Annotated in this window: 28 protein-coding genes; 24 read left to right on the top strand and 4 right to left on the bottom strand. The window is 68.5% G+C overall.

Annotation, left to right across the window (positions count from 1 at the left end; all coding sequences use genetic code 11):
- The first annotated feature begins 243 nt into the window (after positions 1–243).
- The 6 genes from VI056_11165 (at position 244) to VI056_11140 (ending at position 3,985) form a co-directional block, all read left to right on the top strand.
- Positions 244–600, top strand: coding sequence for a response regulator (locus VI056_11165; protein HEY6203590.1), 357 nt, complete (start codon positions 244–246; stop codon positions 598–600).
- Between the two features lie 270 nt (positions 601–870).
- On the top strand, positions 871–1,524 hold the full coding sequence (locus tag VI056_11160) for a DNA-3-methyladenine glycosylase 2 family protein (protein ID HEY6203589.1): 654 nt from the start codon (positions 871–873) through the stop codon (positions 1,522–1,524).
- 32 nt (positions 1,525–1,556) lie between these two features.
- Positions 1,557–2,045: a GNAT family N-acetyltransferase gene (locus VI056_11155; protein HEY6203588.1), complete on the top strand. Its 489-nt coding sequence runs from the start codon at positions 1,557–1,559 to the stop codon at positions 2,043–2,045.
- A gap of 57 nt (positions 2,046–2,102) precedes the next feature.
- Positions 2,103–2,603 carry a polymer-forming cytoskeletal protein gene (locus VI056_11150; GenBank protein ID HEY6203587.1) on the top strand — a complete coding sequence of 167 codons (501 nt, stop codon included), beginning with the start codon at positions 2,103–2,105 and terminating at the stop codon, positions 2,601–2,603.
- Between the two features lie 113 nt (positions 2,604–2,716).
- Positions 2,717–3,523: a hypothetical protein gene (locus VI056_11145; GenBank protein ID HEY6203586.1), complete on the top strand. Its 807-nt coding sequence runs from the start codon at positions 2,717–2,719 to the stop codon at positions 3,521–3,523.
- 57 nt (positions 3,524–3,580) lie between these two features.
- On the top strand, positions 3,581–3,985 hold the full coding sequence (locus VI056_11140; GenBank protein ID HEY6203585.1) for a DUF1761 domain-containing protein: 405 nt from the start codon (positions 3,581–3,583) through the stop codon (positions 3,983–3,985).
- Positions 3,986–3,989: 4 nt separating this feature from the next.
- On the opposite strand, the gene VI056_11135 is transcribed toward VI056_11140, so the two are convergent.
- Positions 3,990–4,988, bottom strand: a complete 999-nt coding sequence (locus VI056_11135) for an LLM class flavin-dependent oxidoreductase (GenBank protein HEY6203584.1) — start codon at positions 4,986–4,988, stop codon at positions 3,990–3,992.
- Between the two features lie 86 nt (positions 4,989–5,074).
- On the opposite strand from VI056_11135, the gene VI056_11130 reads away from it, so the two are divergent.
- The 9 genes from VI056_11130 to VI056_11090 all read left to right on the top strand — a co-directional run bounded on the left by VI056_11130 (position 5,075) and on the right by VI056_11090 (position 14,210).
- Positions 5,075–5,734, top strand: a complete 660-nt coding sequence (locus VI056_11130; protein ID HEY6203583.1) for a CvpA family protein — start codon at positions 5,075–5,077, stop codon at positions 5,732–5,734.
- Positions 5,735–5,745: 11 nt separating this feature from the next.
- Positions 5,746–7,656, top strand: a complete 1,911-nt coding sequence (locus VI056_11125) for an FAD-dependent oxidoreductase (GenBank protein ID HEY6203582.1) — start codon at positions 5,746–5,748, stop codon at positions 7,654–7,656.
- 33 nt (positions 7,657–7,689) lie between these two features.
- The gene (locus tag VI056_11120; GenBank protein ID HEY6203581.1) at positions 7,690–8,142 is read left to right on the top strand and encodes a peroxiredoxin; all 453 of its coding nucleotides are present in this window, start codon (positions 7,690–7,692) and stop codon (positions 8,140–8,142) included.
- 61 nt (positions 8,143–8,203) lie between these two features.
- Positions 8,204–9,196 carry a MoxR family ATPase gene (locus tag VI056_11115; GenBank protein HEY6203580.1) on the top strand — a complete coding sequence of 331 codons (993 nt, stop codon included), beginning with the start codon at positions 8,204–8,206 and terminating at the stop codon, positions 9,194–9,196.
- 2 nt (positions 9,197–9,198) lie between these two features.
- Positions 9,199–10,125 carry a DUF58 domain-containing protein gene (locus VI056_11110; protein ID HEY6203579.1) on the top strand — a complete coding sequence of 309 codons (927 nt, stop codon included), beginning with the start codon at positions 9,199–9,201 and terminating at the stop codon, positions 10,123–10,125.
- Entirely contained in the window at positions 10,122–11,081 is a 960-nt protein-coding gene (locus VI056_11105; protein HEY6203578.1) for a hypothetical protein, read from the top strand. Before VI056_11110 ends, VI056_11105 begins: the two co-directional genes overlap by 4 nt.
- Positions 11,078–12,046 (top strand): VWA domain-containing protein, encoded by a 969-nt coding sequence (locus tag VI056_11100; GenBank protein HEY6203577.1) that lies wholly within the window; start codon positions 11,078–11,080, stop codon positions 12,044–12,046. Before VI056_11105 ends, VI056_11100 begins: the two co-directional genes overlap by 4 nt.
- Positions 12,043–13,848, top strand: coding sequence for a tetratricopeptide repeat protein (locus VI056_11095; protein ID HEY6203576.1), 1,806 nt, complete (start codon positions 12,043–12,045; stop codon positions 13,846–13,848). The genes VI056_11100 and VI056_11095 overlap by 4 nt, the downstream gene beginning before the upstream one ends.
- Complete coding sequence (locus VI056_11090) at positions 13,845–14,210, top strand: YkvA family protein (protein ID HEY6203575.1); 366 nt, start codon at positions 13,845–13,847, stop codon at positions 14,208–14,210. Before VI056_11095 ends, VI056_11090 begins: the two co-directional genes overlap by 4 nt.
- On the opposite strand, the gene VI056_11085 is transcribed toward VI056_11090, so the two are convergent.
- Complete coding sequence (locus tag VI056_11085; GenBank protein ID HEY6203574.1) at positions 14,207–15,184, bottom strand: ornithine cyclodeaminase family protein; 978 nt, start codon at positions 15,182–15,184, stop codon at positions 14,207–14,209. The two genes, VI056_11090 and VI056_11085, sit on opposite strands and share 4 nt — an antisense overlap.
- 55 nt (positions 15,185–15,239) lie before the next feature.
- On the opposite strand from VI056_11085, the gene VI056_11080 reads away from it, so the two are divergent.
- From VI056_11080 to VI056_11040, 9 genes are all read left to right on the top strand, one after another.
- A complete protein-coding gene (locus tag VI056_11080) occupies positions 15,240–15,470 on the top strand; it encodes a DUF2277 domain-containing protein (GenBank protein HEY6203573.1) in 231 nt (76 codons plus the stop codon).
- Positions 15,471–15,593: 123 nt separating this feature from the next.
- A complete protein-coding gene (locus tag VI056_11075) occupies positions 15,594–16,433 on the top strand; it encodes a substrate-binding domain-containing protein (GenBank protein HEY6203572.1) in 840 nt (279 codons plus the stop codon).
- Positions 16,434–16,443: 10 nt separating this feature from the next.
- On the top strand, positions 16,444–18,756 hold the full coding sequence (locus VI056_11070) for an ATP-binding protein (GenBank protein ID HEY6203571.1): 2,313 nt from the start codon (positions 16,444–16,446) through the stop codon (positions 18,754–18,756).
- 2 nt (positions 18,757–18,758) lie between these two features.
- Entirely contained in the window at positions 18,759–20,306 is a 1,548-nt protein-coding gene (locus VI056_11065; protein ID HEY6203570.1) for a response regulator, read from the top strand.
- A complete protein-coding gene (locus tag VI056_11060) occupies positions 20,303–21,064 on the top strand; it encodes a VTC domain-containing protein (protein ID HEY6203569.1) in 762 nt (253 codons plus the stop codon). Before VI056_11065 ends, VI056_11060 begins: the two co-directional genes overlap by 4 nt.
- 11 nt (positions 21,065–21,075) lie before the next feature.
- A complete protein-coding gene (locus tag VI056_11055) occupies positions 21,076–22,392 on the top strand; it encodes an HD domain-containing phosphohydrolase (GenBank protein HEY6203568.1) in 1,317 nt (438 codons plus the stop codon).
- Entirely contained in the window at positions 22,389–23,093 is a 705-nt protein-coding gene (locus tag VI056_11050) for a response regulator transcription factor (protein HEY6203567.1), read from the top strand. Before VI056_11055 ends, VI056_11050 begins: the two co-directional genes overlap by 4 nt.
- Positions 23,094–23,145: 52 nt before the next feature.
- Entirely contained in the window at positions 23,146–23,517 is a 372-nt protein-coding gene (locus VI056_11045; protein ID HEY6203566.1) for a response regulator, read from the top strand.
- 70 nt (positions 23,518–23,587) lie between these two features.
- Positions 23,588–24,496, top strand: a complete 909-nt coding sequence (locus tag VI056_11040) for an HD-GYP domain-containing protein (protein HEY6203565.1) — start codon at positions 23,588–23,590, stop codon at positions 24,494–24,496.
- Here VI056_11040 and VI056_11035 read toward each other — a convergent pair.
- Both VI056_11035 and VI056_11030 read right to left on the bottom strand, forming a co-directional pair.
- Positions 24,462–24,914 carry a hypothetical protein gene (locus VI056_11035; GenBank protein HEY6203564.1) on the bottom strand — a complete coding sequence of 151 codons (453 nt, stop codon included), beginning with the start codon at positions 24,912–24,914 and terminating at the stop codon, positions 24,462–24,464. The genes VI056_11040 and VI056_11035 overlap by 35 nt on opposite strands.
- Positions 24,911–26,056 carry an MFS transporter gene (locus VI056_11030; GenBank protein HEY6203563.1) on the bottom strand — a complete coding sequence of 382 codons (1,146 nt, stop codon included), beginning with the start codon at positions 26,054–26,056 and terminating at the stop codon, positions 24,911–24,913. Before VI056_11030 ends, VI056_11035 begins: the two co-directional genes overlap by 4 nt.
- Between the last annotated feature and the right edge of the window lie 69 nt (positions 26,057–26,125).

Genomic DNA, 26,125 nt, shown 5'->3' with positions numbered 1-26,125 from the left:
TCCTTGGCCGGACGCTCGCCAGCTACGGCGCGGTTCCTGTGATCAGATGCGGCGGATGCCGCCGCGGGTCTCGGTGGCGACGGGGAGTCGCGCGTGCAACAGCTTGCCGACTCCGGGCTCCCCGTGAGGATCTACCCGCAACTCCTTGGCGGGTATCTGCGCCTCATGGCCGGCAAGTAGCTCGCTTCTCGGTGAAGGCGTCGACCCGCACGCAGACCCGACACGTAAGATGCGCCTAGGCAAATGAAACGGATCCTGATCGTCGAGGACGACGCCGAAGCCATGCGGATGTTGGGGTTCGCTCTGCGCGAGAGCGGCTACGAGGTCGTCGAGGCCGCGACCGGCTACCTGGCGCGGGAACAGGCCGCACGACGAGACCCCGATGTGATCCTCCTGGACCTCTTCTTGAGCGGCGGAATGAACGGCGGGGAGTTCCTTCACCTGTACCGGCGCTCAGGCGGCCGCGCGAAGGTCATCGTGATCAGCGGAGCTTCGCGAGGGGACCCGATCGCGAAGGATCTGGTCGTCGACGAATTCGTTGGGAAGCCCTTCGATCTCGAGCTCTTGTTGCAGTCGGTACGACGCTTCGCCTACGGCTGAGAAGGCGCTCGTTCTCGACCTTGCGTTGCCCGGTCTGGACGGCGCCTCGCTAACGCATATCGCCGCATCCCGGGCAGCCGCGCTCGGATCATTGTCGTCAGCGGCACCGGGAGAGCCACCGAGACCGCGGCGCGAATACGTGCGGATGCCTTCTTCTCGAAACCGTTCAAGCTGGACGCGCTGGTGTCTCTGACGGAGCGACTGCTCAGCACCGCATATCGACCCGATGCCGTGCGACAACGAAGTCGCCGCACGGCCTATCGTCGGAGAATGCGCGCTCGCGGGATCTCTCGTCAGGTCACTACTTTGGATGAGCCCGCACTCGCTCGCGCCGTCCGCACGCTCGCCCGCGTCGAGCCGCGTTTCGCGCGCATCGTGAAACGACACGGCCCTCCGCCGCTCTGGCCGCGCGAGCCCGGCTTCGAAACGCTCGCGCTGCTCATGCTCGAGCAGCAGGTCTCGCTCGCGCAGGCGCGCGCGATGTACGCGCGGATCGCGAACGCGACCTGCCATGTCACGCCGGCAAATGTCGCGACGCTGGGCGCAGCGGGAATGCGGGCGCTCGGCGTGACGCGCCAGAAGTCCGCTTACCTCGCGGCGCTTGCGGCGCAGCTCGAGGGCAAGGCGCTCGATCTCGATGCGATCGCCATCCTGCCGGACGTCGACGCGGCCGCCGCGCTTGATGCGCTGCACGGCGTTGGACCGTGGACCGCGCAGTGCTACCTGCTCTTCGCGCTGCGTCGCTCGGACGTCTTCCCGACCGCCGATCTCGCGCTGCTGGAGGCGGTGCGCCAGCTGTGGAAGCTGCGCGAGCGACCATCGCCGGAAGCACTCGCTCGCCGCGCACGCGCCTGGAGTCCGCACCGCGCGGCCGCGGCGCGCCTCCTGTGGCATCACTATCTGAGCGAGCGTGGGCGAAGCTGAAGCGGGGCTATAGTCCGCCGGCCGTGCAGGACATGCTCGTCCGCCTCTACGACATCCCCGAGGCGTCAGCTCGCGTCGCCACGCTCCATCAGGCCGGGGTCGACGTCCGCCGCGCCATCGCGCCTGAGAAGGACGTGGTCGTGTCGTGGGTGCGCCAGCAGTTCGGTGAGGGGTGGGCGAGCGAATGCGAGGTCAGCTTCGCGCGCCTTCCCATCTCCTGTTTCCGCGCCCAGCGCGGGCAGGAGATCCTCGGATTCGCGTGCTACGACGCCACCGCGAAGGCGTTCTTTGGCCCGACCGGCGTGCTCGAATCGGAGCGGAAGCAGGGGATCGGGACGGCGCTCCTCCTCATGACGCTCCACGCCATGGCCGCCCAGGGGTACGCCTACGCGATCATCGGTGGGGTCGGCCCCGCTGAGTTCTACGCGAACGCGGTCGGAGCGGTGGCTATCGCGGGTTCGACCCCGGGGATCTACGCCGGCCTGCTGCGTGGCGGCCGCCCGCCCCGCCAGGAGCCGTAGCCGCCCGTAGCATCCGGTGGCCTCCGAGCGTTCTTTGTAGCGCGACAGGAGGTACCCATGCGTGATCTTGGGCAGTCAAGCTCGACCGCGGCGCTGAACGCGCTGCTCGGCGCCGGCTCGGTCTTCGAGGGCAAGCTCCACTTCGAGGGTCAGGTCCGTATCGACGGAACGTTCACCGGCGAGATCACGACGACCGACCTCCTGATCATCGGCGAAGGGGCCAAGGTCTCGGCGACCATCAACTGCGGCTCGGTCGAGATCAAGGGCGACATCAACGGGAACGTCAATGCCAGCGATTCGATCGTGCTCCGCGCGACCGCGCGCGTCCAAGCGGATATCTACGCTCCGTCCCTGGTCATGGACAAGGGCGCCGTGTTCGAGGGCAACTCGCGCATGACCGGCGGTGCGCGCGCGATGGTGACGGTCGCGTCGACGGATCGCCGCGAGCGCAATAAGAAGGGCAAGGGCTTCGCTAACGGTCGCGAGCTCGTGCCAAGCGGCCGGTCGACGCAGGAAAACGGGCACAGCGAAGAGGGCGAAGAGCACCCAGCCGAGTAGCCCGGCCCGCGCCGCCCGTACGTCCGCAACGCGGCTGCTACCCCCTCTCAGGTGATGCGCGCTATGACAGCGGGGCGATACACCTAACCTGACGAACTAGCGGGGGTTTGGGGATGATCGAGAAGCCGGACGATGGCGCAACGCGGCACACCTCACTGATCAGCCGACGTCCAGATGCGGCCGCACGTGGTGAGCTCGTGTGGAACGAGCACGGCGGCGTCACGACCGCGGCGGAGCAGGCGACCCGCGATGCGACAGCCGACGCCCTCGATCCCGAGCCGATGCCGCACTCGGTCATTGAAGAGACGCCGACCGAAGTGATCGATGCGACAGCTGGAGCCCTCGCGTCCGAGCTTGCTCGACGCCGCGCCGAAGGCCTGGAGCGGCTTGAGGCGGAGCTCCGCACACGGCGCGCCGAGCTCATGCAGTCGATGGAGCTTCAACGCGCCGAGGCCGAGCGGCGCATCGCTGAAGCGGAGCGCCTCGAACGGGAAGCGATCGCGCGCAGGCGCGAGGAATCAGACAGGATCTGGTCCGCCGAGCAGCCGCGAAACCTCGCCGAGCGTCTCAACGGCGCGCTCACGGTGGAGCTCGTCGAGACCCGGCGCCGCTACGAGGCGGCCGAAGATCGGCTTCACGCCGAGTTCGAAGGTCGGCGTCGCGAAGAGGCCGAGCGGCTCGAGGCGTGGCGCAGGTCGGAGAGCCAGCGGATCGAGAGCGAGCTTCTCGGTGAGGAGCAGCGTTTCAGTGAACGCCTCATGCGGCAGCTCAAGGAATTCGAGTTCCAGCTCGGCGAGCGCCAGCGCGAGCAGGAGCAGCGCCTCGTCCAGTGGTGGGAAGAGGCCGAGCAGCTCGCGCGCCAGCGCGTCGCGGCGCTCCTCGACGAGACCCTGTCGAAGAAGGCGCTGACCCGCCCATAGCGTCGCCGCCCAAGGAATAGCATCCCGCCGTCGCACGGTGCGACACGGGAGGGAACTGTGTCTCTTGATCTCGGCGTCAACTACATCGCTGTCGTGGTCGCGACGATCGCCGTGATGGTGTTCGGCTTCGTGTTCTTCCTGCCACAGGTGTTCGGCGCGCGTTGGATGGCGCTGATCGGCAGGCCCAACGAGCCGATGCGGCCCGGCCCTGAGTTCGTGATCTCGATCCTCGCCGCGTTCGTCAATGCCTGGACGCTGGCCGTCCTCGCGCGGTCGCTCGGCGCGTCAACGCTCGCCGACGGACTCGTGCTCGGAGCGCTCGTGGGCGTTGGATTCTTCGGCGCGGCCTTCGCCGCGAACACGGTCATCACGAAACGACCGTGGAGTCTCTTCGCGATCGATGCGGCGCATGGGCTGCTCGGTCAGATGATCATGGCCGCCATCGTCGCTGCCTGGCGCTAGCCGTCTACATCCGGAGCGCGCGGACGGTGCGCTCGACGTCCGCGAGCGGAACGTCTCCCGGAAGCGCCACGATCGGGAGGTCCGCGCCGGCCGCGCGATAGTCGTCGAGTCGCGCACGACAGTGCGCCGCGTCGCCGACGATCGCGAACGCGTCGAGCAGGTCATCCGTCACGGCCGCGGCCGCGGCATCGCGCTCACGCGCATCCCATAGGCGCCGGATCTCCTCGGCCGCGTCCCCGAACCCGTGACGCGCGACGGTCTCACGATAGAAACGCCCCATCCCCCCGATGTAGAAGGCGAGATGACGCCGGAGCACCGCGCGTGGAGCCGCGTCGTCATCGCTCACGAGGACCGGAAGGAACGGCGCAACGGTGAACGAGGAGCGCTGGCGGCCCGCGGCGCGAAGCACGTCCTCGATCGTCGCGAGATCGGCGCGCAGGGTGTCTGGGCTCGCGAAGTACGGGAGCCAGCCATCAGCGACCTCCGCGCACTGCTGCACGCCGCGCGGCGTGAGGCTCGCATGAAAGATCGGGATGCGGTCCCTCACCCGCGCGAGCGTGACGCCGAAGCCGGGCGCGACGCTCAGCGTCTCGCCGGCATAACCGCGACGCGATCCGCTCACGATCGCGCGCACCGCTTCCGTCACCTCGCGCAGGCGTCGCAGCGGTCGCGCCATCGGAACGCCGTGCCACCCTTCGACGACGCGTTGCCCCGACGTTCCCAGGCCGAGGATCGCGCGGCCACCGGAGATCTCGTCGAGCGTGACCGCGGCCATCGCGAGAAGCGCCGGAGTGCGGCTGTAGACGTTCACGATGCCGGTGCCCAAAGCGATGCGTTCCGTTACACGGGCGAGCGCGCCGAGCGTTACGAAGGCGTCGCGGCCCCACGCTTCGGGCACGAAGATGGCCTCGTAGCCGCATTCCTCGGCCGTGCGCGCGAAGGCCGCGACCTCCGTGAACGGACGGTCATGCACGGTCCCGAGCGCGATCCCGATCCGAGACATTCGCGCGAATCCTGACACGTGACCTACACCTTCGGTTCCGGCTTTCTGGAGCAGCTGTCGCTGCTCCATCAGTAGACTCCCGGGCCATGGCGGACCTCGTGATCATCGGAGCGATCGCCCTCGGCGCGATCGCGGGCTGGCGGAAGGGCTTCGTCCTTCCGCTCATCGCGCTCGGCGGCGCGCTGTTCTCGATCGCCTCGCTGTACGCCGGCCCCCTCAACGGCATCGTGCCCACCGGGACGGCCGGCCTTGGGCTCGGCGCGGTCGCGCTCTTCATCGGCGGCATGCTCCTGGGTCGCGTTGGTGGCGTGCTCATCGGACTTGTGTACAAGGTGCCGGCACTGCGCCGGCTCGATCAGGCCGTGGGCATCCCGCTCGGTGCGGTGACGGCCTCGGTCGGCGTGTACGTCGCGGTCCTCGGCGTGCTCGCCGTAGATGGATGGCTATCCCCGCTGCACGGGAAGGCGACGATCGAGATCCAGGACGTCTCCGCGGTGCAGGCGCTCGCCGCCGCGAATCCCGCGCTCGGGATGTTCGCGGACCCTGCGGTGCTGAAGGCCATGGCGACCGCCGCATCCAGCTCGCCCGTCGCCGCTGACCAGCTCGCGAAATTCGACGCGACGCTCGCGTTCTACGAGCAGACCGTGCGGCCCGAGCTGCTGCAGAGCCGCATCGTGCCGGTGCTCCTTGCGGTCGGGGAGTCGCTTCCGGTCATCGGCCGGCACGCGGAGCTGCCGAAGCACTAGCCTCCGTCGCGATGTCGGATCGCGATCGCACGCTCGAGGCCCTATGCGACGCCTTCGTTCCGGCTGTGGGCGACCTCCCCAGCGCGAGCGGGCTCGGCGTCGATCGCGTGCTCCGTTCCGAGGTCACGGCGCTTGGCCGTCCCGCGCTCGTCGCCGAGCTCGATCAGCTCCTCGACACGATCGAGTCGCCCATCCTCAACTTCGCTCTTACCGGCCGCGCCATCCGTTTCACGACGCTCGCGCAGGCCGAGCGCGAGGAGTACCTGAAGCGCTGGGCCGCCAGCCCCCTGCCACTGAAGCGTCGCGCGTTCCAGGTGATGAAGCGGCTCGTCCTTCTCTATACGTATGGCCAGGACGGCTCGCCGTACGCGGCGCTCACGGGCTACACGCGTCCGCCGCTCGACCGCCCCGCCGAACCAGCCAGATTGATCGCGCGGCGCGGAGTCCCGGGCGAGACGGTCGTCGCGGACGTGTGTGTCATCGGATCGGGTGCGGGCGGCAGCGTGGTCGCCGCGGAGCTCGCGGCCGCGGGAAAACGCGTCGTCGTCCTCGAGCGCGCGGCGCTGCGCATCGAGAGCGACTTCGACGGACGAGAGCTCGCCGGGTATGCGTCGCTCTTCGTCGACCGCGGTATCGCCGCGACGAGCGACCGCGGCATCGCATTGCTCGCCGGCTCCGCTGTCGGTGGCGGCACGATCGTGAACTGGAACACCTCGCTTCGGATCCCCGCGCGCGTGCGCGAGGACTGGCACCGGGCGGGCATCGATGACCTCGACGAGCATTACGACGCGGTCTCCGCGCGGATCCACGTGAACACCGACGAGAGCGCGCGGAATGGACCCAACGCCGTCCTCGAGCGAGGCCTGCGCGCGCTGGGGCTGTCGACTGCCACGATCGCGCGCAACGTCAGTGGCTGCACTACCGAGGGGATGGACGTGGCCGCGTGCGGACCGTGCACGCTGGGCTGCCGCCGCGCCGCAAAGCGTTCGACCATGCGCACGTATCTCGCAGACGCGTGCGCGCGCGGCGCGGAGATCCTGCAGGTCACCGAGGCGCGGCGCATCGAGACGCAGGGTGGCGGCGTGACCGGCGTCGTCGCGCGCGTCGACGGAGGCGAGCTGCGAGTGCGCGCGCCGGTCGTCGCGCTTGCCGGAGGCGCGCTCCTCTCGCCCGCGCTGCTCCTTCGATCCGGCATCGCGACGGCGCAGGCGGGCCGGCACCTGCACGTGCATCCCGTCTCCGTCACATCGGGGGCGTATGACGAGGACCTCGGCGGCGTGTGGTCGGGGGTGCCGCAGTCGGTGCTCGGGGACGAGTTCGCCGATGTGGACAACGGCTTCGGGTTCCGCATCGAGATCCCGCAGGGGTATCCGGGCATCCTCGCGGCGTCGTTCCCGTGGTGGGGGAGCGAGGCGCACCGCTCCCGCGCGGCGGGCGCGCGGCACATCGCGCCGTTCATCGCGATCGTGCGTGATGAGACGGAGGGTCGGGTGCGTGTGGATCGCGAAGGCGAGCCGATCGTCGACTACTCGTGTGCCCTTCATGACCGCCGCCGTCTGACCCGCGGGATGAGCGAGTGCGCGCGCATCCACGCCGCCGCCGGCGCTCGCCGCGTGTTCACGCTGCACACGCCGCCGCTCGAGCACGCCGGCGGACCGATCGAGCCGTTCGTCGCGGAGATCGAGCGCCGCGGCGTCGTGACGAACCGCGTGGCGCTCTTCTCGGCGCATCAGATGTCGAGCTGTCGTATCGGCCTGGATCCGGCGACGTCGGTCGCCGATCCCGACGGCCAGGTCCACGACGTGCGGGGTCTCTACGTCACCGATGCGAGCGCGTTCCCGAGCGCGTCAGGCGTGAACCCGATGCTCACGGTCATGGCGCTCGCACGCCGGACCGCATCGCGGATCGCGGCCGCCTCATAGACTCAGAACAAGCCACCGAGAGGGAGAAGACCCATGGAGCTGAGTTCCGGCGACGCCGCTCCGACGTTCGCGTTGACCGACGAGAACGGCAAGCTTGTCTCGACCGACGCGATGCGCGGGAAGAAGTACGTCGTGTACTTCTACCCAAAGGACGACACACCCGGGTGCACGGTCGAGGCCTGCCAGTTCAACGACAACCTCACCGCGTTCCAGTCGCTGGGTATCCCCGTGCTCGGCGTCTCGCGCGACGACGCCGCGTCGCACCGCGCGTTCCAGGAGAAGTTCAAGCTCAAGTTCCCGCTGCTCAGCGATCCGGACCGTAAGGCCCACGATGCGTACGGCGCATGGGGCGACCGGCCGGGCCGCGGCGAGGGCGTGATCCGCTCCACGTTCCTGGTGGACGAGCGCGGGAAGGTGAAGAAAGCGTGGTACGGGGTGAAGCCGGATGGCCACGCCCAGGAAGTGCTCCAAGAGCTGAAGCGCTGACCGGCGCGCCTTTTGGCGCGAAGCGAACCGAAGCCACTTCCAGCCGGTACGCTGTGGGACGATGAAGACGTACCGGCCGCCCACGTCGAACGACGCGGTCCTGCGGCGGGGGGACTTCATCGCCCCTGTCCTGCACGAGATCCGCAAGGTGATCGTCGGGCAGGACTACCTGGTGAATCGCCTGCTGCTCGGTCTTCTCTGTAACGGGCACCTCCTCATCGAGGGCGTTCCCGGACTCGCGAAGACGCTCGCCGTGAAGACGCTGTCGGACACGATCGAAGCGAGCTTCAAGCGGGTCCAGTTCACGCCGGATCTTCTGCCGGCTGACCTCAACGGAACGATGATCTACAACCCGGCCGACCAGACATTCCGGCCGCGCCTCGGCCCGATCTTCACCGACATCCTTCTCGCCGACGAGGTCAACCGCGCGCCGCCCAAGGTGCAGAGCGCGCTGCTCGAGGCGATGCAGGAGAAGCAGGTGAGCATCGGCGGGACGACGCATCCGCTCGGTGAGCTGTTCATGGTGCTTGCGACGCAGAACCCGATCGAACACGAAGGAACGTATCGCCTGCCGGAGGCGCAGGTCGACCGATTCATGATGAAGGTCGTCATCGGGTATCCGACGCAGCAGGAAGAACGCGAGATCATGGATCGCCAGACGATCGGCGCGGCGCCGCAGGTCCGGCGTGTTGCCACGCCGAAGGCCGTCCTCGACGCACGCGCGGCGGTAAAGCAGGTCCACATGGAGGACTCCCTCAAGGACTACGTCGTTCGCATCGTGTTCGCGACGAGAGAGCCCGAGCAGTTCGGCCTGAGCGACCTCGGGCCGATGATCGCGTACGGCGTCTCACCACGCGCCTCGATCTTCATCTCGCTCGCGGCCCGCGCCAACGCGTTCCTCGAGGGACGCGATTACGTGCTGCCCGATGACATCAAGGCCGTCGCGCCCGACGTGATGCGCCACCGTCTCATCGTCACGTACCAAGCGGAGGCCGAGGAGGTCACGCCCGAGTCCGTTATCGCGAAGGTGCTGGACAAGGTCCCGCTCCCCTGATCGTGATCGCGACGACACGCGCTCACGGCGGCGTCCGGGGCGAACAGGCCCTTCCAGCGAACGTGCTCCGACGCATTCGCCAGGTCGAGATCAAAGCGCGCATCCTGGCCGACGAGGCGCTCCTCGGGACCTACCGCAGCGTCTTCCGCGGATCGGGGCTCGAGTTCGAAGAGGTCCGCGAGTACGAGCCGGGCGACGACATCCGCAGCATCGACTGGAATGTCACCGCGCGGATGGGCACGCCCTACATCAAGAAGTTCCGTGAGGACCGCGAGCTCAACATCCTTCTCGCCGTCGACATCTCGGCATCCTCGTGGTTCGGCTCGGTCGATCAGAGCAAGCGCGACCTCGCGGCGGAGGTCGCGGCGCTGCTCGCGATGACCGCGATGCGCAGCCACGACCGGGTCGGACTCCTCCGCTTCGCGGAAGGACTCCAGGAGTGGATGCCGTCGCGGCGCGGACGCGAACATCTGCTGCAGGTGATCCGCGAGCTCCTGTTCGCGCCACCGCGCCGCGTCCGGACCGAGATGACGGAGGCCGCGCGCTTCCTCATCAACATCACGAAGAAGCGCAGCGTGGTCTTCCTCGTCTCAGATTTCCTCGATGTCGGTCTCGTGGACGATCCCGCGGTACGCATGCTCGGCCGCAAGCACGATGTCATCGCGCTGGTGCTCAACGACCCGCGCGAGCTCGAGCTGCCGAACGTCGGGGTCGTCGCGCTCGAGGACGCCGAGACCGGGAGGATCGCGCACGTCGACACGAGCGATCGGCGACTGCGCGAGGAATACGCGAGCACGGCACGGCGCCGGCGAACCGAACGCCGGCAGGCTCTGGCGCGGATGAATATCGACAGCATCGATCTGTACACCGATCGTCCCTTCGTCCCCGCGCTCATGGCGCTGTTCAACGCGCGGACGCGGCGCACATGAAACGGCTGGTCCTCGCGCTCGTGTTCTCGTTGCCGCTCGCCGTGGCGGGAATCGCAGCGGCCGCGGACCCGGTCAACGCGGCCGCAACGCTCGATCGCGCGACGATCACCGTCGGCGAACCGGCGTTCCTCACCGTGTACGCGGATGCCGAGGCGGGATATCAGGTGGGCGATCCGACGATCGCGCACACCATCGGCGATCTCGAAGTGCTCGAGGTCCTGCCGTCCGGCCGCTCGTCGCGCCCCGCGGGGATCGCCCGCTGGACCTTCCGCTATCGCGTCACGGCATGGGTCGTCGGCGATCTCTCCGTGCCGCCGATCGGGATCCCGTACAGCGGTCCGAACGGCGTCACGGGCGTCGCGGTGACCGCGCCGTTTGTCTTGCACATCGCCACCGTGATCAGGGACGGCGAGGACACCTCGGACGTGAAGCCGCTGAAGCCGCAGGTCGACCTGCCCGAGGCGTTCGCCGCGAAGCTCGCGCGCATCGTCCTGGGCATCGTCGCGGTGGCCGCATTCACGGTGCTCGCGGGCTTCATTTTCTGGATGCTTTTGCGGCGACGTGCGCCCTTGTCGGCGGAGGAGCGCCTCACGCCGGTGCAGCGGGCGCTGCGCGAGCTCGACGCGCTCGCGGAGCAGCGCCTGCCGGAGAAGGGGAAGACGGCCGAGCATTACGCGCTCCTCACCGCGAGCCTCCGCCGCTACGCGGTCCAGCGCTTCGGGATCGATCCCGGCCACACGACCCGTGAGCTGCGCGCCGCGCTCGAACGCGCGGGCGTCGACCGAACACAGGCGAGCGCCATCTACGACATCCTGCGCGAAGGCGACGAGGTGCGGTTCCGCCATGCGATCCCGTATCCGGCGCATGCGCAGAACGCCGTCCGCGCGGCCCTCGACGTGGTGCGGCGCGCGGCGACGGCGGAGGAGTACGAGATCGCGGCGCTGAGGCCGCAGTGAGCACACGCATCTTCGGGACGGAGATCCGCTTCGAGGCGCCGTGGGCGCTCCCGTTGCTCGCGATCGTGGTGATCGCGGCCGCGCTCGAGCTCCGCCGCGAACGCGGTCGCAGCGGGGGCGTGCTCTTCTCCTCGCTCGGGCTCGTGCCACGCGCTCACGGCAGCTGGCGCGTCCGGACGCGCTGGCTGCTGCTGCCGCTGCGCGTGCTGGCCGCGACCGCGCTCATCGTCGCGCTCGCGGCGCCGTCCGTCGTCCAGGCCGCCTTCGACGTGCCGGCCGAGGGGATCGACATCGTCGTCGTGCTTGACACTTCGTCCTCGATGTCGACACCCGATCTCGGCGGGCAGTCGCGCATCGAGGTCGTCAAGAGGGTGGTGCACGACTTCCTCGGCGGCCTGAAGAACGACCGCGTGGGCATCGTGATCTTCAGCGCGGAATCCATGGTGCTCAGCCCGCTCACGCTCGACTACACGGCGGCGCAGCGCCTGGTGGAGCCGCTCGCCGCGGGCCGGCCACTTCGCGACGGAACGGCGATCGGCACCGGGCTCGCGACCGGCCTCCTCCTCGTGCGCGAGTCCAGCGCCCGCAGCAAGGTCGCGATCCTCCTCACCGACGGTTCGAACAATGCCGGTGACATCGCGCCGACCGAGGCCGCGCAGATCGCGAAGCTGCTCGGCGTGCGCCTGTACACGATCGGTGCGGTGGCGGCGCGATCGCGCGCGGATGTCGATGAGGCGACCATGAAGCGGATGAGCGAGATGACCGGTGGTCTCTATTACCGAGCGTCCGACGAGACCGCGCTCCGCGATGTATACCGCGAGATCCAGACCCTCGAGAAGGCACGCGTCGGCACGCGCGCGTTCATCTCCACCGACGATGTCTCGCTGCCATTCGTGGCCGCCGGCGCGGGACTCCTCGCGCTGCAGCTCGTCCTCGCGCTCACGGTCTTCCGGAGGACGCCGTGACCATTCCAGCCGTTGGGTTCGCGCGGCCGGAGATGCTCCTGCTGCTCGCGGCACTTCCCTTGATCGCGGTGCTCGTCGCTCTCGCGTATCGCGCACGCATCCGCGCGGTCCGGTCGTTCGGTGGCGCGGCTGCCCTCGTGTCGCGGAGCGGAACGCGCTGGTGGCTCAAGACGACGTTCGTGTTCCTCGCGCTCGCGAGCCTCGTCATCGCGCTCGCCGGTCCATACGTCGACCTGCGCGCTCGCGCCGCGCGACGGCTCGGCGTGGATATCGCCCTCGCCGTCGACGTATCGCAGAGCATGGCCACGCAGGACGTCGTACCCGACCGGTTGCGTGCCGCGCGGCACTTCTCGGAAGAGCTCGGGCGCCAGATGATCGGCAGCCGTGTGGCACTCGTTCTCTTCAAGGGGCAGGGGGCCGTCCGTTACCCCCCGACAACGGACCCGCGCGTCCTCGGCGAGGTCCTCGACAACTCCGGGCGCGGACTGCGCCTGACAGAGGGATCGTCGCTTCGCGCCGGCCTCGAGTCCGCGCTCGGCGCGTTCTCGCCGGACCTTGATCCGCTGCGGCAGCGCGCGATCGTGCTCGTCTCCGATGGCGAGATCACGAACAGCGACGTGCCCGAGGCCCGCGAGCTCAAGGGTGCACGCATCTACGCGGTCGGTATTGGGACGACCACCGGCGGGCAGATCCCGACGTACGACGCGAACAACGGGAAGTTCACCGGTTACCTGCGGAGCGCCGCGGGCACTCCGATCGTGAGTCGCCTCGTGGAGGAGACCCTGCGTTCCGTCGCCGAGAAGGGCGGTGGGCGCTACTTCCGGTACGCCGGCAACGACACCGTGATCAGCGATCTCGTGCGCGAGCTCCGCACGATGGAAGCCGTCGAACCACTCGATGATGCGGGCGCGGTCCCTGACGAGAAGTCCGCGCCGTTCGTCGCGCTCGCCGTCGCGCTCCTCCTGCTCGAGTGGCTGATCTCGGAGCGCCGCGCGATGCCAATGCCGCACGGCCTCGGCCGGCCGGTCGCACGTCGCGGACGCCGGATCCTCGGCATCGCCATCGGCTCGGCCGCGCTCTGGGGGATCGCGTGTGGCGAGAACGCGGTCTCGAACGAGGCGGCGAACGGCCTGTTCGCAGCGGGTGACTACGCCGGAGCGCTCGCCGAATACCGGGATCTCCAGCTGGAGCTGCCCGACTCGCCCGAGCTCGCCGTGAACGCCGCGAACGCGCTGCACAAGCTCGCCCAGTATCCGCAGGCGCTTCCCGAATACGGCAAGGCGATCGGCGGTAAGGATCTGAAGCTCCGCGCGACCGCGCAGTACGACCGCGGCAACACGCTCTTCCGCATGGGCCGCTACGAGGACGCGCGCGATGCCTATCGCGAAGTGCTCCGCATCGATCCCGGCGATCGCGACGCGAAGTTCAACCTCGAGGTCATCCAGCGCCTGCTGTCGGCCCGTCCGCCGCAGCCCGGCCAGCAGCCCGGGCCGGGGCAGGGTCAGCCCGGAAGCCCCAACCCCGGCGCGCAGGGACCCGGGCAGAGCGGTCAGCCCCCCGCCGGTGCCTCGCCGCAGCCGGGCCCGAGCACGGGACAGCCGCAGGAGCCGACCGGCGATCCGTCGAACTCGAGCGATCCGAACGACCAGCCGTCGCCGGCGCTGCGGCCCGCTCTGGATGACTTCCGCCGCGGGCTCACGATCGACGCGGCGCTGCGCGTGCTCGACGCGCTGCAGGGCGAGCAGCGCGGGGTCGGACAGCTTCTCGAAGGTCCACGCAAAGGCGCCGGCGGCGAGTACTGAGGCAGCGAGCGCGCGACATCAAGCGCGACACGTATGCCGTATACCTCGCCTGCCGCGATCCGCGCACGCCCTGGTACGCGAAGGTATTCGCCGGTGGCGTCGTGGCCTATGCGCTCAGTCCGATCGACCTGATACCTGACTTCATACCCGTGCTCGGGTACCTCGATGACCTGATCCTCGTGCCACTCGGCATCGCTCTCGCAGTGAAGATGATCCCGGACGCCGTCCTTGTCGAGTGCCGTGCGCGGGCTCAGGCCGCGTCCGAACGGCCGACGAACCGCAAGGCGGCGGCGATCATCGTCACGATCTGGATCGCGGCCGCGGGACTCCTGATCTGGCTCGCGTACCGCGCGTTCGCCTAGATCTCGATCGTCCTTCCGATGCCGCGCCCGCGCGCGAGCCGCAACACGAGCGCCGCCGCGGCTGCGTCTTCGACGGCCACGCCCACGGACTTGTAGAGCGTCAGCTGCGTTGCATCGGCGCGACCGGGACGCGCGCCGGACACGACCTCGCCTAGCTCGGCGTGGATGTGTTTCGCGTCGATGAGTCCGTCGCGGATCGGCCAGAGGAGATCGTTCGAACCGCCCGGCGGTGGCGCGAGCGCGGCGGCGCGCGATTCGATCACGACCAGCGCCGCCGCGACAGTCTCGCCATCGACCTCGCGGCCCGCGGTGTTGTAACCGACGGAGTTCACGTGCGTACCGGGACGCAGCCACTGGCGACGCACGACCGGCTCCGCGCTATGCGTGCACGCGCACACGACGTCGGCGGCGCGCACGGCATCGGCGAATGACGCGGCGCGAACGGGGAGGCCTGTCTCTGCCGCGACCTCGCGCGCGAGGTTCTTGGCCTTTTCGAGGTCTCGGGCGCCGATGAGGATCTCGCGGAACCGGCGCACGCGCGTCAGCGCGCGAAGATGCGCGCGCGCCTGCACGCCCGCACCGAGGACTGCGAGCGTCTTGGCGTCCTTCCGAGCGAGCAGATCGGTGGCGAGCGCGGAACCCGCGGCGGTCCGCGCCGCGGTGATGGCCTCGCCGTCCATGAGTGCCGCTGGCGTTCCGGTCAGCGGATCGAAGGCGACGATCACGGCCTGATGCGTCGGCCGATCGGTGTTGCGCGGAAAGAGCGAAACGAGCTTCGTCGTGAGCGCGCCGGCGCTCGGCAGGTACGCCGGCATCGCCGCCAGCAGCGCGTCGCGCTCGGCGACGAGGGCGGCGATGCGAGTGGGCATCGAGGCTCGTCCGGCCGAGAGATCGGATAGGGCCGCGGCCACGGCGGCGCGCAGGGCGTCCGGATCAAGCAGCGATTCGACCTCGCGCTTATCCAGGACGAGCACGCCCGGATGCTAGCGACGGCGCCGCAGACGCCGATTCGCCGTATCGTTCTCGTGTATGTGTCGAAGCATCAAGACCCTCCGTGGCACAGCTCCCGCGACCGAAGAAGAGGTCCGGGCGGCGGCGCTCCAGTTCGTCCGCAAGATCAGCGGATTCAGGGCACCGGCGCCCGCAAACGCCCAGGCTTTCGATGCGGCGGTCGCGGAGATCGCGGCGTCCTCTGAGCGGCTCCTGCACCGCCTGCCGGCCAAGCGCAGCCGTCCCGCAGCTACCCCAACTGACGTATAGGGCCTAATTAGGCCGTTTCGGAGCGTCCCCTCCCCGTTAGAGGGATAGACACGCCAGTTAGCGGAGCCACACTTCCCACAATTGGCTTAACCGGCGAGCGCCGGCCTGGAGGACAAGGGGTACATGACGCTCCTACATAAATCTCTGAAACTGATCCTCGTGGCGCTGCTGGTGGCGAGCTGCGGCGGCGCAAGTCCCATCGCGACAAAGTCGACCCCGGATCCGCTGGCCGGCACCTTCGTCACCAAGGGCGGCGGCGGGGCGCTCGATGCCGTCAGGGCGCTCACGAGTGGCTTCTCTGAAGTGCACCCCACGGTGCTCTGGCAGGGACTTGACGACGTTGGCTCGGACGCCGGCGTGTCGCTCACCGTGAATGGCACCGTGGATCTCGGCTTCATCAGCCGTGATCTTCGAGCGGCGGAAAAGGGCACTGTCGAGAGTGTGCCGATCGGCGCATCCGGTACCGGCGTCGGTGTGAACGCGTCGAGCGTGGTCAAGGCGCTTACCAAGGACCAGGTCGCGAAGATCTTCACTGGCCAGATCACCGACTGGAAGGACGTCGGTGGTTCTCCAGGCAAGATCCGCGTGCTGCTGCGCGAGCCCGAGTCTTCAACCCGTTCGGCCTTCGAGTCGTACTTCTTCGGCGCGACGAAGCCGGTCTACTCGAAAGACGCGGTCGAGGTCTTCCAGATCGACGAGACGCTCAAGGCCATCGGGTCCTTCAAAGACTCGATCGGAATGATGACCATGAACGCGAAGGCCTTCAGCACTGCTGACGTACGGTTGCTGACGATCGACAACGTCGCCGCCACCAAGGAGACACTGGCGAATGGCACGTATCCCATCCGCCGTCCCCTGTTCTTCGTGTACAACCCGGAGCCGGCGAAAGTGAAGCCAACCATCAAGGCTTTCATCGACTTCGTGAAGGGCCCCGAAGGGCAGAAGATCCTGGCCGGCATCTAGGCCCGTCTTCGTGCGTTTCTTCACGCAACTCTTCGCGCCGAGTCTGCTACGCGCCCTCGTCGGTCGGACGGTGGCAGTGGCCATAGGCGCCCTTGTGGTTCTCGCGGCCGTCGCCCTGTACGAGTCCAACGAGCTCGTCACGAGGCAGTTCGAAGACGAGGCGAACGTGGTCGCCGTCGCCGCGAAGAACGACATTCAGGATCAGAAAGACCTCGCCCTGAAGGCTGCCCAGCTGATGGCAGGCCTGGACACCACTCGCGCGCTTGCAGAGGCCAAGGACCGCCAGAGCCTTGAGGCGTTCCTCCTACCGCAGAAATCGCGTCTGCGCGTCGACTTCATGAGCGTGTCGGACATCGATGGCCATCTCATCGCCGGTGCGCAGGACTTTGTGCCAGGCGAGACCCTTCTCCCGCAGATCCTCACCGACGCCCTGGCCGGCGCGCAGCAGTCCTGGGTCCTGACCGACGAACCCGCGCACGGTCTGGTCATCCGCGCGATCTGGGAGATCCGCAGCAACAAGGACGGCGAGAAGATCGGCTTCCTCGAGGTCGGCACGATCCTGGGGAACGACTACCTGAAGGCGATCAACACCAAGAGCGACGCGCAGATCGCACTCATCTGGAACGGCAAAGTGCGCGCATACACAACGGAGATCCCCGACGGAGTCGCGTTCCCCACGTTGGAGCAGGTCGACGGTGCTCCGGGCGACGTGGTCGCCCAAGACGTAAAGATCGGTGAACGGAACTTCTACGGGATCTTCCGGGTCATCGGCCAGCGGGCAACTCTTGGCGTTCTCGCGGTCTTGCTCCCGGTCGACGCGCTCAACAACTCGCAGCGCGCGTTGCTCGTCATCATGTTCGTGCTCGCAGCGGGCCTCATCGGGCTGGTCACGTTCTTCGCCTATCGCTCGGCGACGGCGATGACCAAGCCGTTGGAAGATCTCGCCGCCGCGGCACAGCAGATCGAGGCCGGCGACCTTGGAGTGCGCATCCGGCAGCGGTCGCATCATGAGATCGGCACGCTCGAGCGAGCCTTCGACACGATGGCCAGATCGCTGAGCGAACGTCAGCGTGCCCAAGAGGAATACATGGCCGAGGTGCGCACCGTGAACGAGGTCGCCGACGCGGTCGTCGGTGTCACCGACCGCGAGCGCATCTTCGCTGAGTCGCTGTCCCGCATGGTCGCGCTGTTCCACGCGGACGGCGCATCGATCGTGATCCGCGAGGACGCGCCTGGCGCGCCGATGGGTTCGGGCGGCCGCCTGATCGCGCCGACGACGATCGGTGTCACCGCGGACACGGCGGTGATGCTCGCCACACGGGTCTTGGTGAATCCGGTCTACGACCCGAACCAGATCCAGCATCTGCACGTGCCGCAGACTCCGCTGCCCTACGTCGCGCACATCCCGCTGTCAGCGCGCGGCCGCGCCGCGGGTCTCCTGTCGGCGTACTTCAAGGGACCGCGCGAGATCACCGACACCGAGGCGCGCGCGCTGCGGACGATCGCCCGGCTCGTCAGCGTCGCCAAGGAGAACGCGGACCTGGTCAACGAGCTGAAGGACAACAACCTGCAGCTCGAGCGCGCCAACCGGCTGAAGAGCGAGTTCCTCGCGTCCGTCAGCCACGAGCTGCGCACGCCGATGAACGCGATCATCGGGTATACGAAGCTGATGCTCGATGGGCTCGACGGCGATCTCACCGAGCAGCAGACCGCGGATCTCGAGCGCGTCGTGCAGGCGGCGGACAACCTGCTCGGCCTCATCAACGGACTTCTCGACCTCGCGAAGATCGAGGCCGGCAAGATGGAGCTCAACATCGAGGAGGTCGATATCCCCCTCGTGATCGACGACGTCATCGAGCTCATGCGTGCGCACGCGGATGCGAAATCTCTGACCCTGCGCGCCGATGTCGCGATCTCTTTGCCCGCGGCGTGGGCGGACCGGGCGCGCATCCGTCAGGTGCTCGTCAACCTCATGGCAAATGCGGTGAAGTTCACCGAACACGGCGGAGTGACGGTCCGCGCGACCATCGTCGATGGCTGGATCACCATCGCGGTCGTGGACACCGGCGTGGGGATCCCACCGGAGGCGCAGACGTACATCTTCGACGAGTTCCGCCAGGTCGACGCATCCACGACGCGCCGCTACGGCGGCACCGGACTGGGATTGGCCATCTCGAAGCGGCTCATCGCCCTGCATGGCGGCCGCATCTGGGTGGAGAGCACCGTCGGCGCCGGCAGCACGTTCCTCTTCACGCTGCCGGTCCGGGTGCGCGCCACGGCGCTGACCGAGGGTCCCCTGACGGGCGCGGCGGCGAGGTCATGAGCGTGGCTCGCGTTCTCGTCATCGAGGACGAGGCCAACAACCTCGACGTCGCGCAGCGCATCATCCGCGCGGCCGGTCACGAGGCGCTCATCGCGATGGATGGCCAGAGCGGCCTCGACATCGCGCGCGCCCAGCACCCCGACGCGATCCTCGTAGACCTGCTGCTGCCGCGAATCGACGGGTGGGCCGTCACTCGCAAGCTGCGCGAAGAGCCTTGGGCGGCGCGCATCCCGATCATCGCCGTGTCGGCGCTCGCGATGCAGCAAGACCGGCAACGCGCGATCGACGCAGGCTGCGATGACTTCGTGTCCAAGCCGTACGCCCCGGCCGAACTGCGCGCGGTGCTCGCGCGCTTCCTGCCCGAGAATGCCCCGCTCGCTCTGGGGACGAGGCGACAGGACGCGGCCGTGGCGCCGGTCCAGCGCCTCGGCACCGTTCTCGCCGTCGACGACGAGCCGGCGAACCTCGATCTCATCTCGCGCCGTCTCGCGGCCCTGGGCTGCGCGGTATTGCGCGCGTCCAGCGGCGAACAGGCGCTCGCGATCGCCGAGCGCGACCATCCCGATCTCGTCCTGCTCGACGTGATGATGCCCGGCATAGACGGCTGGGAGACCTGCCGCCGGCTCAAGGTGAACGCGAGCACCGCGGCTATCCCGGTGATCTTCGTCACGGCGAAGGATCAGACCGACGATGTCGTCACTGGCTTCGAGGCCGGCGGCGTCGACTATGTCGCAAAGCCATTCGAGCCCGTCGAGCTCGCCGCCCGCGTGCGCAGCGCCCTCTTCACGAAGCGGCTACAGGATGAGCTCCGCGCCAGCAACGAAGAGCTCAGGAAGGTCGAGCGCTCGCGTCAGGAGCTCATTGGGATGCTCGGCCACGACATCCGGAACCTGGCCAACAGCGTCGTTGCCTTCCTCCAGCTCGTCGGCATGGGTCAGCTCGACCCGTCGCGGCCCGAGTTCACCGAGCTGCTCGGCCTTTCCGAATCGAACGTCAGCGAGATGCTGCGGATGGTCAATGCTCTTCTCGATGTCTACAAGCTCGAGGAGGGGCGTCTCGAGGCGGTGCCCCAGGCGATGCGTCTTGAGGACCTCACGCGCAAGAGCATCTCCCAGGTGAAACCTGAAGCTCGCGCGAAGAACATCACCGTCACGAGCGAAGTTGGTGATGCGACGGTCTTCGTCGACGACGGTCTCGTCGTCCGTGTGCTCACGAATCTGCTCGCGAACGCGGTCAAGCACACACCTTCCGGCGGCAAGGTCCGCGTCGAAGCCCGAAAGGCCGACGAGGGATCCGACTTCGTTCTGATCCGCGTATCCGACACGGGCCCCGGTATCACGACGACCGATGCTCCGAACGTGTTCGACCGGTTCTATCAGGGCCCCAGCGGTCGGAGCCGCGGTGGGACGGGCCTCGGTCTCGCGTTCTGCCGGCTCGCCGTTGCGCTGCACGGTGGCACCATCCGCGTCGCCAATCCCGGAGAGGCCGGCGCGATCATCGACCTCACGCTGCCTGCGGCGGCCGCCGATCACGTGGTTGTCACGGCATGAAGAACATCGTTCTCGACGCAGGCAGCGACACCGAGCGTCGCAACGAGCACCGCTTCCTGGTGAACGAGTCCGTCGCGCGCCTCGCGCTCCGCACGAGCGGAACCTACCTCGGGCTCGATCGTGACGACCGCCCATACCAGTGGTCGACGACCGCGTACCTCGATACGTACGGTTGGAGCGTGTTCCGCGCGGCCGAGGCGGGAAAGGCACTCCAGATCCGCGTCCGCGAATATCACCGGACACGGCCGAACGAGATCCTGGCCGGCGGGACCGTCTATCTCGAGATGAAGGACGACTCCGCCAGCACGTCGTTCAAGGAGCGCTACGAGGTGCCGACGATGTCCCTGCCCGCGTATCTCCGCGGCGAGCAGAAGATGCCGCGGGACAAGAACGGGCTCGTCGAGCGCGCGGAGCGCACGATCGCGGACGGCGTGCGACCGGTCGTGGTGACGCAGTACAACCGCATCGCGTACTCGGCGCCCGACGGAAGCATGCGCATCACCGCGGATCACAACCTGATGTATCTCGCCGTCCCGTGGGTGACGAACGACGCGAGCTCGATGCCCTGCCGCATCGGCCCGGTCATCGCGCGCGAGCCGGGCGTGATCATAGAAGTGAAGTGGTTCCAGGAACTGCCTCGCTGGGCGGATGAGCTCTATTCCTACATCCGCGACCACATGGTGAACGAGCGACCTTCGAAGTTCGTCGTCGCGATGCGTCACCTTCTCGGCGAAGAGCAGACAGGTCTCGCGACATGAACGATCTGGCGATGACGCCCCTGCCCGGCACCGCGAAGAAGGCCACGAGCGTCGTGGTGGTGGAAGACGACCCGGCGTCCGCCGATGTCCTTCAGCGCCGCCTGCAGGCGAACGGCATGAAGGTCGCCGTTGGGCGCGACGGCGGCCAGGGCCTCGCGCTGGTACGCGAGCTCGTCCCCGACCTTGTACTGCTGGACGTGATGCTGCCGGACACCGACGGCTACGACGTCTGCCTGCGCATCAAGAGCGACGGCGCGATCGCGCACATCCCGGTGATCTTCCTCTCGGCCCGCGGCGAGGTCGTCGACAAGGTGCGTGGCCTCTCGTGCGGCGCCGCGGACTACGTCACAAAACCGTGGAACGCGGCTGAGCTCCTCGCCCGAATCGACGCTGTGCTCCTCCAGACGCGGAACGCCCGTCCGCCGCGGCTCGAGCCGCTGGCGGCACGTCCCCAGCGCGCCCGGCCGATGGCCGCGGTCTCGCTGAAGGATGGGGCGCGGCGCGCCACGGCAGAGAAGCTGCTCGCGTCGCGGTTTGACATAGCGAAGGACGGGGCGGACGCCGTTGACCTCGTTCTCATCGACGAAGGTGTGGCGCCCGACGCGGGCCTCGTGGATGGCGGCACCGCCGTTCTCGTCATCGCGCGGGGCTCGGAGACACCCGCCACCGAGTTCGCGCGGCTGGACGGCGAGCTTTCGCGACACGCGGATCTGCTCGTGCGCGAGATGCGCCTCGTGCGCGACATGGGCGCCGCGGCGGACGCGCTCATCACGCTCGCGACGTCGCTCGAGGCGCACGATCGATTCATGATGGGCCACAGCGAACGCGTCGCGGCACGCTCCGTCTCCATCGCGCAGGTGCTCGGGCTCGACCAGGTCGCGATCGGCACGATCCGACTCGGCGCGCTCCTTCGCGATGTCGGCAACGCGAAGCTGCCACCGCCGATCGTCGTCAAGGCCGGCGAGCTCACGCCACACGAGCGCGAGGCGATCGAGCAGCATCCGCTCCTGGGCGAAGAGCTCCTCAGGCACGTGTCGCCACTCGCGCCGATCCTGCCGATCGTTCGCTGGCACCACGAGCGTCTCGACGGCGGTGGGTATCCGGATCACCTCACGGCCGAGAAGATCCCGCTCGAGGTCCGCATCGTGAGCGTGGCCGATCGGTTCGAAGCGCTGCTCGTCGATCGCCCGGACCGCCCCGCGGTCACCGAGCAGGAGGCCGTTCGCATTCTTCAGGGCGCCGTCGGTCGCGGCGAGCTTGATCCGGCCGCCGTCGCTGCACTTGCCGCGCAGGTGCGGTCCGCTCGAAGCCCGGAAGTCGAGCAATGAGCGACGCGATCCGCGTGATGATCGTTGACGACGAACGGCTCTTCGCCGAGCTCCTTCGGGTCGGGATGCGCAGCGCCAGCGACATCGACGTCGTGGCGGTCGCGCATGACGTGCGGAGCGCGATCGCAGCCCTGGACGAGGCGCGACCCGATGTCGTACTCGCCGATTACCACCTGCCCGACGGGACCGGCGCGGATCTCGCGCGCGCGGTCCGCTCGACGATGCCGAAGACGGCCATCGTCGTGCTCACCGGCGACCCCAGCGCGTTCACGCTCGCGGACGTCGCGCGGTCCGGCGCGGTCGGCCACCTTACGAAAGAGCGCGGCTTCAACGACGTCGTCGGCGCGGTGCGCGCGGCAGCGGCAGGCGAGGTGCTCTTCTCATCGAGCGAGCTCCAGCGCCTGTTGCTCTCGGAACGCAGTGAGCCCGCGACGGCCATCGAGCCACTCACGCCGCGCGAGCTCGAGGTCCTCTATCTCCTCGCCACGGGCGCGAGCACCGCGGCAGCCGCGGCATCACTCGGCATCTCCACAGCGACCCTTCGCGCACACGTTCAGGCGGTGCTTCGCAAGCTCGGCGCGCACTCACGCCTCGAGGCCGTCGCGGAGGCCGCTCGGCTCGGCCTGGTGACCCTCGATTCGTGGACACGCCAGGGGCCGACCTCCCCGCGCGGGGGGAAAGTGCTAGCCCGTGGGGCTTAAGTCCCCACGGAGGGGGGGTCTGATGACGCGCGACCCGTCTACCATGCGTCGCATGGCAAAACTCCTTATCGCAGACGACCTCGTACCCATCCGCCAGATGGTCCGGATCACCCTGTCGACGCAGGGCTGGACGATCCTCGAGGCCAAGAACGGCACCGAGGCGCTCGAGCTCGCACGTGCCGAGACGCCCGACCTGGTCCTCCTCGACGTCGACATGGGGCCCGGACCGAACGGCTTCGAGGTCTGCCGGCAGCTCAAGTCCGAGCCGGGCACGAAGGACATCCCGGTCGTGATGCTGACGGCGCATGAGAGCGAGAGCGACAAGAAGACCGGATTCTCGGTCGGTGCGACGCAGTACCTCACCAAGCCCTTCGGGCCGCTCGAGCTCATCGACACTATCCGCGGGATCCTCGCGCACAGCTGACCCCGCCATGCCAGAGGAAAGGCCCGAGCGGATGTCGATCGAAGTGATCGAAGTCTCTCCCAGTATCACGATGCCGCCGGCGAGTTCGACCGTCGCCGGCGAGGTGTTCCGCCAATTGCTCCAGCAGGCGATCCGCGTGGCCGATCAGGCGAACTCTCAAGCAGTGCGGATGGCGAGCGACTTCGCCGAGGTCTACCGACGCGAACAGTCGGTGCGCCTCGAGTACGAGACGAAGCTGCGCGAGTTGCGCCTCCTCGAACGGCAGAGCACGCGTTACGCGGAGGATCTCGCGGAGATGCTGCGCAGTGAGCGCGAGCGCCGCGAGCAGCTCGAGACCGCGCTCGAGGCCGAGCGCGTCGCGAACGAGGAGCTCCGGCGGACCGGTCTGCAGGGCATCAGCCACCTGCTCCTTGCCGCGACGATCAAGGACCAGACCACCGGCGCGCATCTGCTTCGCGTTCGCAAATATGTCGAAGCCATCGGCACCCGCCTCGGACTACCTGCGCAGGTCGTCGAAGAGTTCGGCTACTCGAGCGTGATGCACGACGTAGGCAAGATCCATACGCCGGATCACATCCTCCAGAGCGAGCATCACCTCTCGAGCCAGGAGTTCGAGGTCATCAAGCAGCACTGCATCGATGGCGAGGTGATGCTCGGTGAGGCGCGCTTCTTCGAGACGGCCCGCGCGATCGCGCGCGAGCATCACGAACGTTGGGACGGACGCGGCTACCCCGATGGCAAGAAGGGCGACGCGATCTCGCTGGCCGCGCGCATCGTCTCCGTCGCCGATGTCTTCGACGCGCTCACCTCGAAGCGGCCGTACAAGACCGCGTGGACGATCGAGGAGGGCATGGCCGCGGTCATCGCCGGCTCCGGAGCGCAGTTCGATCCCGAGGTCGTCGCGACCTTCCAGTCCCTGCAGGCCGACGGCAGCATCGAGCGGGTCAGGCAGGAGGTCGCGACCGCGCAGCTCGACTGAGCCTGCGGCCGGTCCACGCGAGCGCCGCGCCACCCACAGCGCTCGCCACGAGCGACACCAGGACGAATGTCGCAAGCGCCGCCGGCACGAACCAGTCCCCTGCCGCGGCGTACCGCGCGACGAGATCCGCGACCACTCCACTGATGATGACCGCGCGCAGGGCGCCGCCGACGAGGCCGGCGAGAGTCCCGGTGATCGCGCCGGCGCGCAATGCACCACGCTCGTCGGCCGCGAGGTGGCCGAGCACGAGATAGATCGCAGCGCTGGCGATGAGTCCGGCTGCCGTCAACGCCACGCCCGCGCCCCCGAGGCGCAGCGGTCCGGCCGACTCCGCGAGCTGCCGGGCGCTCGCGCTCGCCTCGACCGCGCCGACCCCGACGAGCAGCACGATCGCCACGGGCGTGGCGATCGACCTCACGTCAGCTCCTCCTCACCGCGCATGAACGCGGTCCCGACGAACGCGACGGCGGACACGGCACCGACGAAGAGCCAAGCGGACCAGAAGCCAAAGGTCTGCACGGCGTAACCCATCGCGGGCGCGGTCACCATCACCCCCGCCGTCCCGCCGATCGCCGCCAGACCCTGGGCCGCACCGGGAGCGGCGGGCAGCGATGCCGCGGCGGTATTGAACACCGCCGAGTAGGGCAGACCCACACCGATACCCACGAGGATCGCGCCACCGAGCGCGATCGGTAGCGGGCGTTCCGGGATCGCGAGCAGCGCGACGCCGGCGACGATCGCGAGATCGCCGATGCGCATCACCCGTCGCGCCGGCAGGTGCTCGCGCGCGAGAAGCCACCCGCCGACTGGTCGCGTCACCACCGCCAGGAGAAGGAGGAGCGAGCCGAGCACGCCCGAGAGCTCGAGAGGGAGGCGGAACTCGCGCAGGAGATACACGGTGATCCACGTGCCGGAGGCGATGCCGAGCCCGAACCCGGCGGCGTGCTGCAGGCTCGTCCACCAACAGTTGGGGCAGCGCAGCGCGTCGCGGATGTTCCCGGGGCGCGGCACGCGCGGCACCGACGGCGCGCGCCACCACGCGATCGCGACTCCACCGACGAACGCTGCTTCGGCCCAGAACGCGCCACGCCAGCCGCCAAGCGTGCCCGCGAGGGTCGGCATCGCGATGAGTGCAAGCGCGCTCCCCAGTGGATAGCCAGCGCCATAGAGACCGAGCGCGAAGTGATTGCGGCGCTCTCGATAGAGCCCGGCCAGGTAACGAGCGCCGGCGACGAACGCGAGTGCCGAACCGATGCCTTGCGTCACCTTGGCCACGAGCGCGACGCTGTAGCTCGGTGAGGCAGCGAAGATCACCGTGCCGACCGCGCACACGGCGAGCCCAGCGCCGACCATGCGTTTCGGACCGACCCGCTCGCCTAAGCCGGTCGTGAGGAGCGTGGTCGCCATGTACGCCAGGAACAGCGCCGTCGAGAGCAGACCCGCGCCGAGGTCGTCGAGCCGGAAGTCGACCGACACGAGTGGGATGAGCGGCGCGTGGTCCGAATACGTGAATCCGAACGCGACCGCGCTGAGCGAGAGAAGGGCGACGGCCACGCGCACGGCCGGAAAGTACGTGATTCGTAATTGACCGATTTGCTAGGCTCCCCCCGCGAACCGGTTCCGTGGCGC

It is taken from the genome of Candidatus Limnocylindria bacterium (genome assembly GCA_036523395.1).
GTDB lineage: Bacteria > Chloroflexota > Limnocylindria > P2-11E > P2-11E > CF-39.
This window is presented reverse-complemented; position numbering and strand designations above follow the sequence as displayed.

Excerpts from the sequence above, each read along its gene's own strand:
- VI056_11165 (HEY6203590.1), top strand. The coding sequence starts at position 244 with ATGAAACGGATCCTGATCGTCGAGGACGACGCCGAAGCCATGCGGATG.
- VI056_11160 (HEY6203589.1), top strand. The coding sequence starts at position 871 with ATGCGCGCTCGCGGGATCTCTCGTCAGGTCACTACTTTGGATGAGCCC.
- VI056_11155 (HEY6203588.1), top strand. The coding sequence starts at position 1,557 with ATGCTCGTCCGCCTCTACGACATCCCCGAGGCGTCAGCTCGCGTCGCC.
- VI056_11150 (HEY6203587.1), top strand. The coding sequence starts at position 2,103 with ATGCGTGATCTTGGGCAGTCAAGCTCGACCGCGGCGCTGAACGCGCTG.
- VI056_11145 (HEY6203586.1), top strand. The coding sequence starts at position 2,717 with ATGATCGAGAAGCCGGACGATGGCGCAACGCGGCACACCTCACTGATC.
- VI056_11135 (HEY6203584.1), bottom strand. The coding sequence starts at position 4,988 with ATGTCTCGGATCGGGATCGCGCTCGGGACCGTGCATGACCGTCCGTTC.
- VI056_11130 (HEY6203583.1), top strand. The coding sequence starts at position 5,075 with ATGGCGGACCTCGTGATCATCGGAGCGATCGCCCTCGGCGCGATCGCG.
- VI056_11125 (HEY6203582.1), top strand. The coding sequence starts at position 5,746 with ATGTCGGATCGCGATCGCACGCTCGAGGCCCTATGCGACGCCTTCGTT.
- VI056_11120 (HEY6203581.1), top strand. The coding sequence starts at position 7,690 with ATGGAGCTGAGTTCCGGCGACGCCGCTCCGACGTTCGCGTTGACCGAC.
- VI056_11115 (HEY6203580.1), top strand. The coding sequence starts at position 8,204 with ATGAAGACGTACCGGCCGCCCACGTCGAACGACGCGGTCCTGCGGCGG.
- VI056_11105 (HEY6203578.1), top strand. The coding sequence starts at position 10,122 with ATGAAACGGCTGGTCCTCGCGCTCGTGTTCTCGTTGCCGCTCGCCGTG.
- VI056_11080 (HEY6203573.1), top strand. The coding sequence starts at position 15,240 with ATGTGTCGAAGCATCAAGACCCTCCGTGGCACAGCTCCCGCGACCGAA.
- VI056_11075 (HEY6203572.1), top strand. The coding sequence starts at position 15,594 with ATGACGCTCCTACATAAATCTCTGAAACTGATCCTCGTGGCGCTGCTG.
- VI056_11060 (HEY6203569.1), top strand. The coding sequence starts at position 20,303 with ATGAAGAACATCGTTCTCGACGCAGGCAGCGACACCGAGCGTCGCAAC.
- VI056_11055 (HEY6203568.1), top strand. The coding sequence starts at position 21,076 with ATGACGCCCCTGCCCGGCACCGCGAAGAAGGCCACGAGCGTCGTGGTG.
- VI056_11050 (HEY6203567.1), top strand. The coding sequence starts at position 22,389 with ATGAGCGACGCGATCCGCGTGATGATCGTTGACGACGAACGGCTCTTC.
- VI056_11045 (HEY6203566.1), top strand. The coding sequence starts at position 23,146 with ATGGCAAAACTCCTTATCGCAGACGACCTCGTACCCATCCGCCAGATG.
- VI056_11040 (HEY6203565.1), top strand. The coding sequence starts at position 23,588 with ATGCCGCCGGCGAGTTCGACCGTCGCCGGCGAGGTGTTCCGCCAATTG.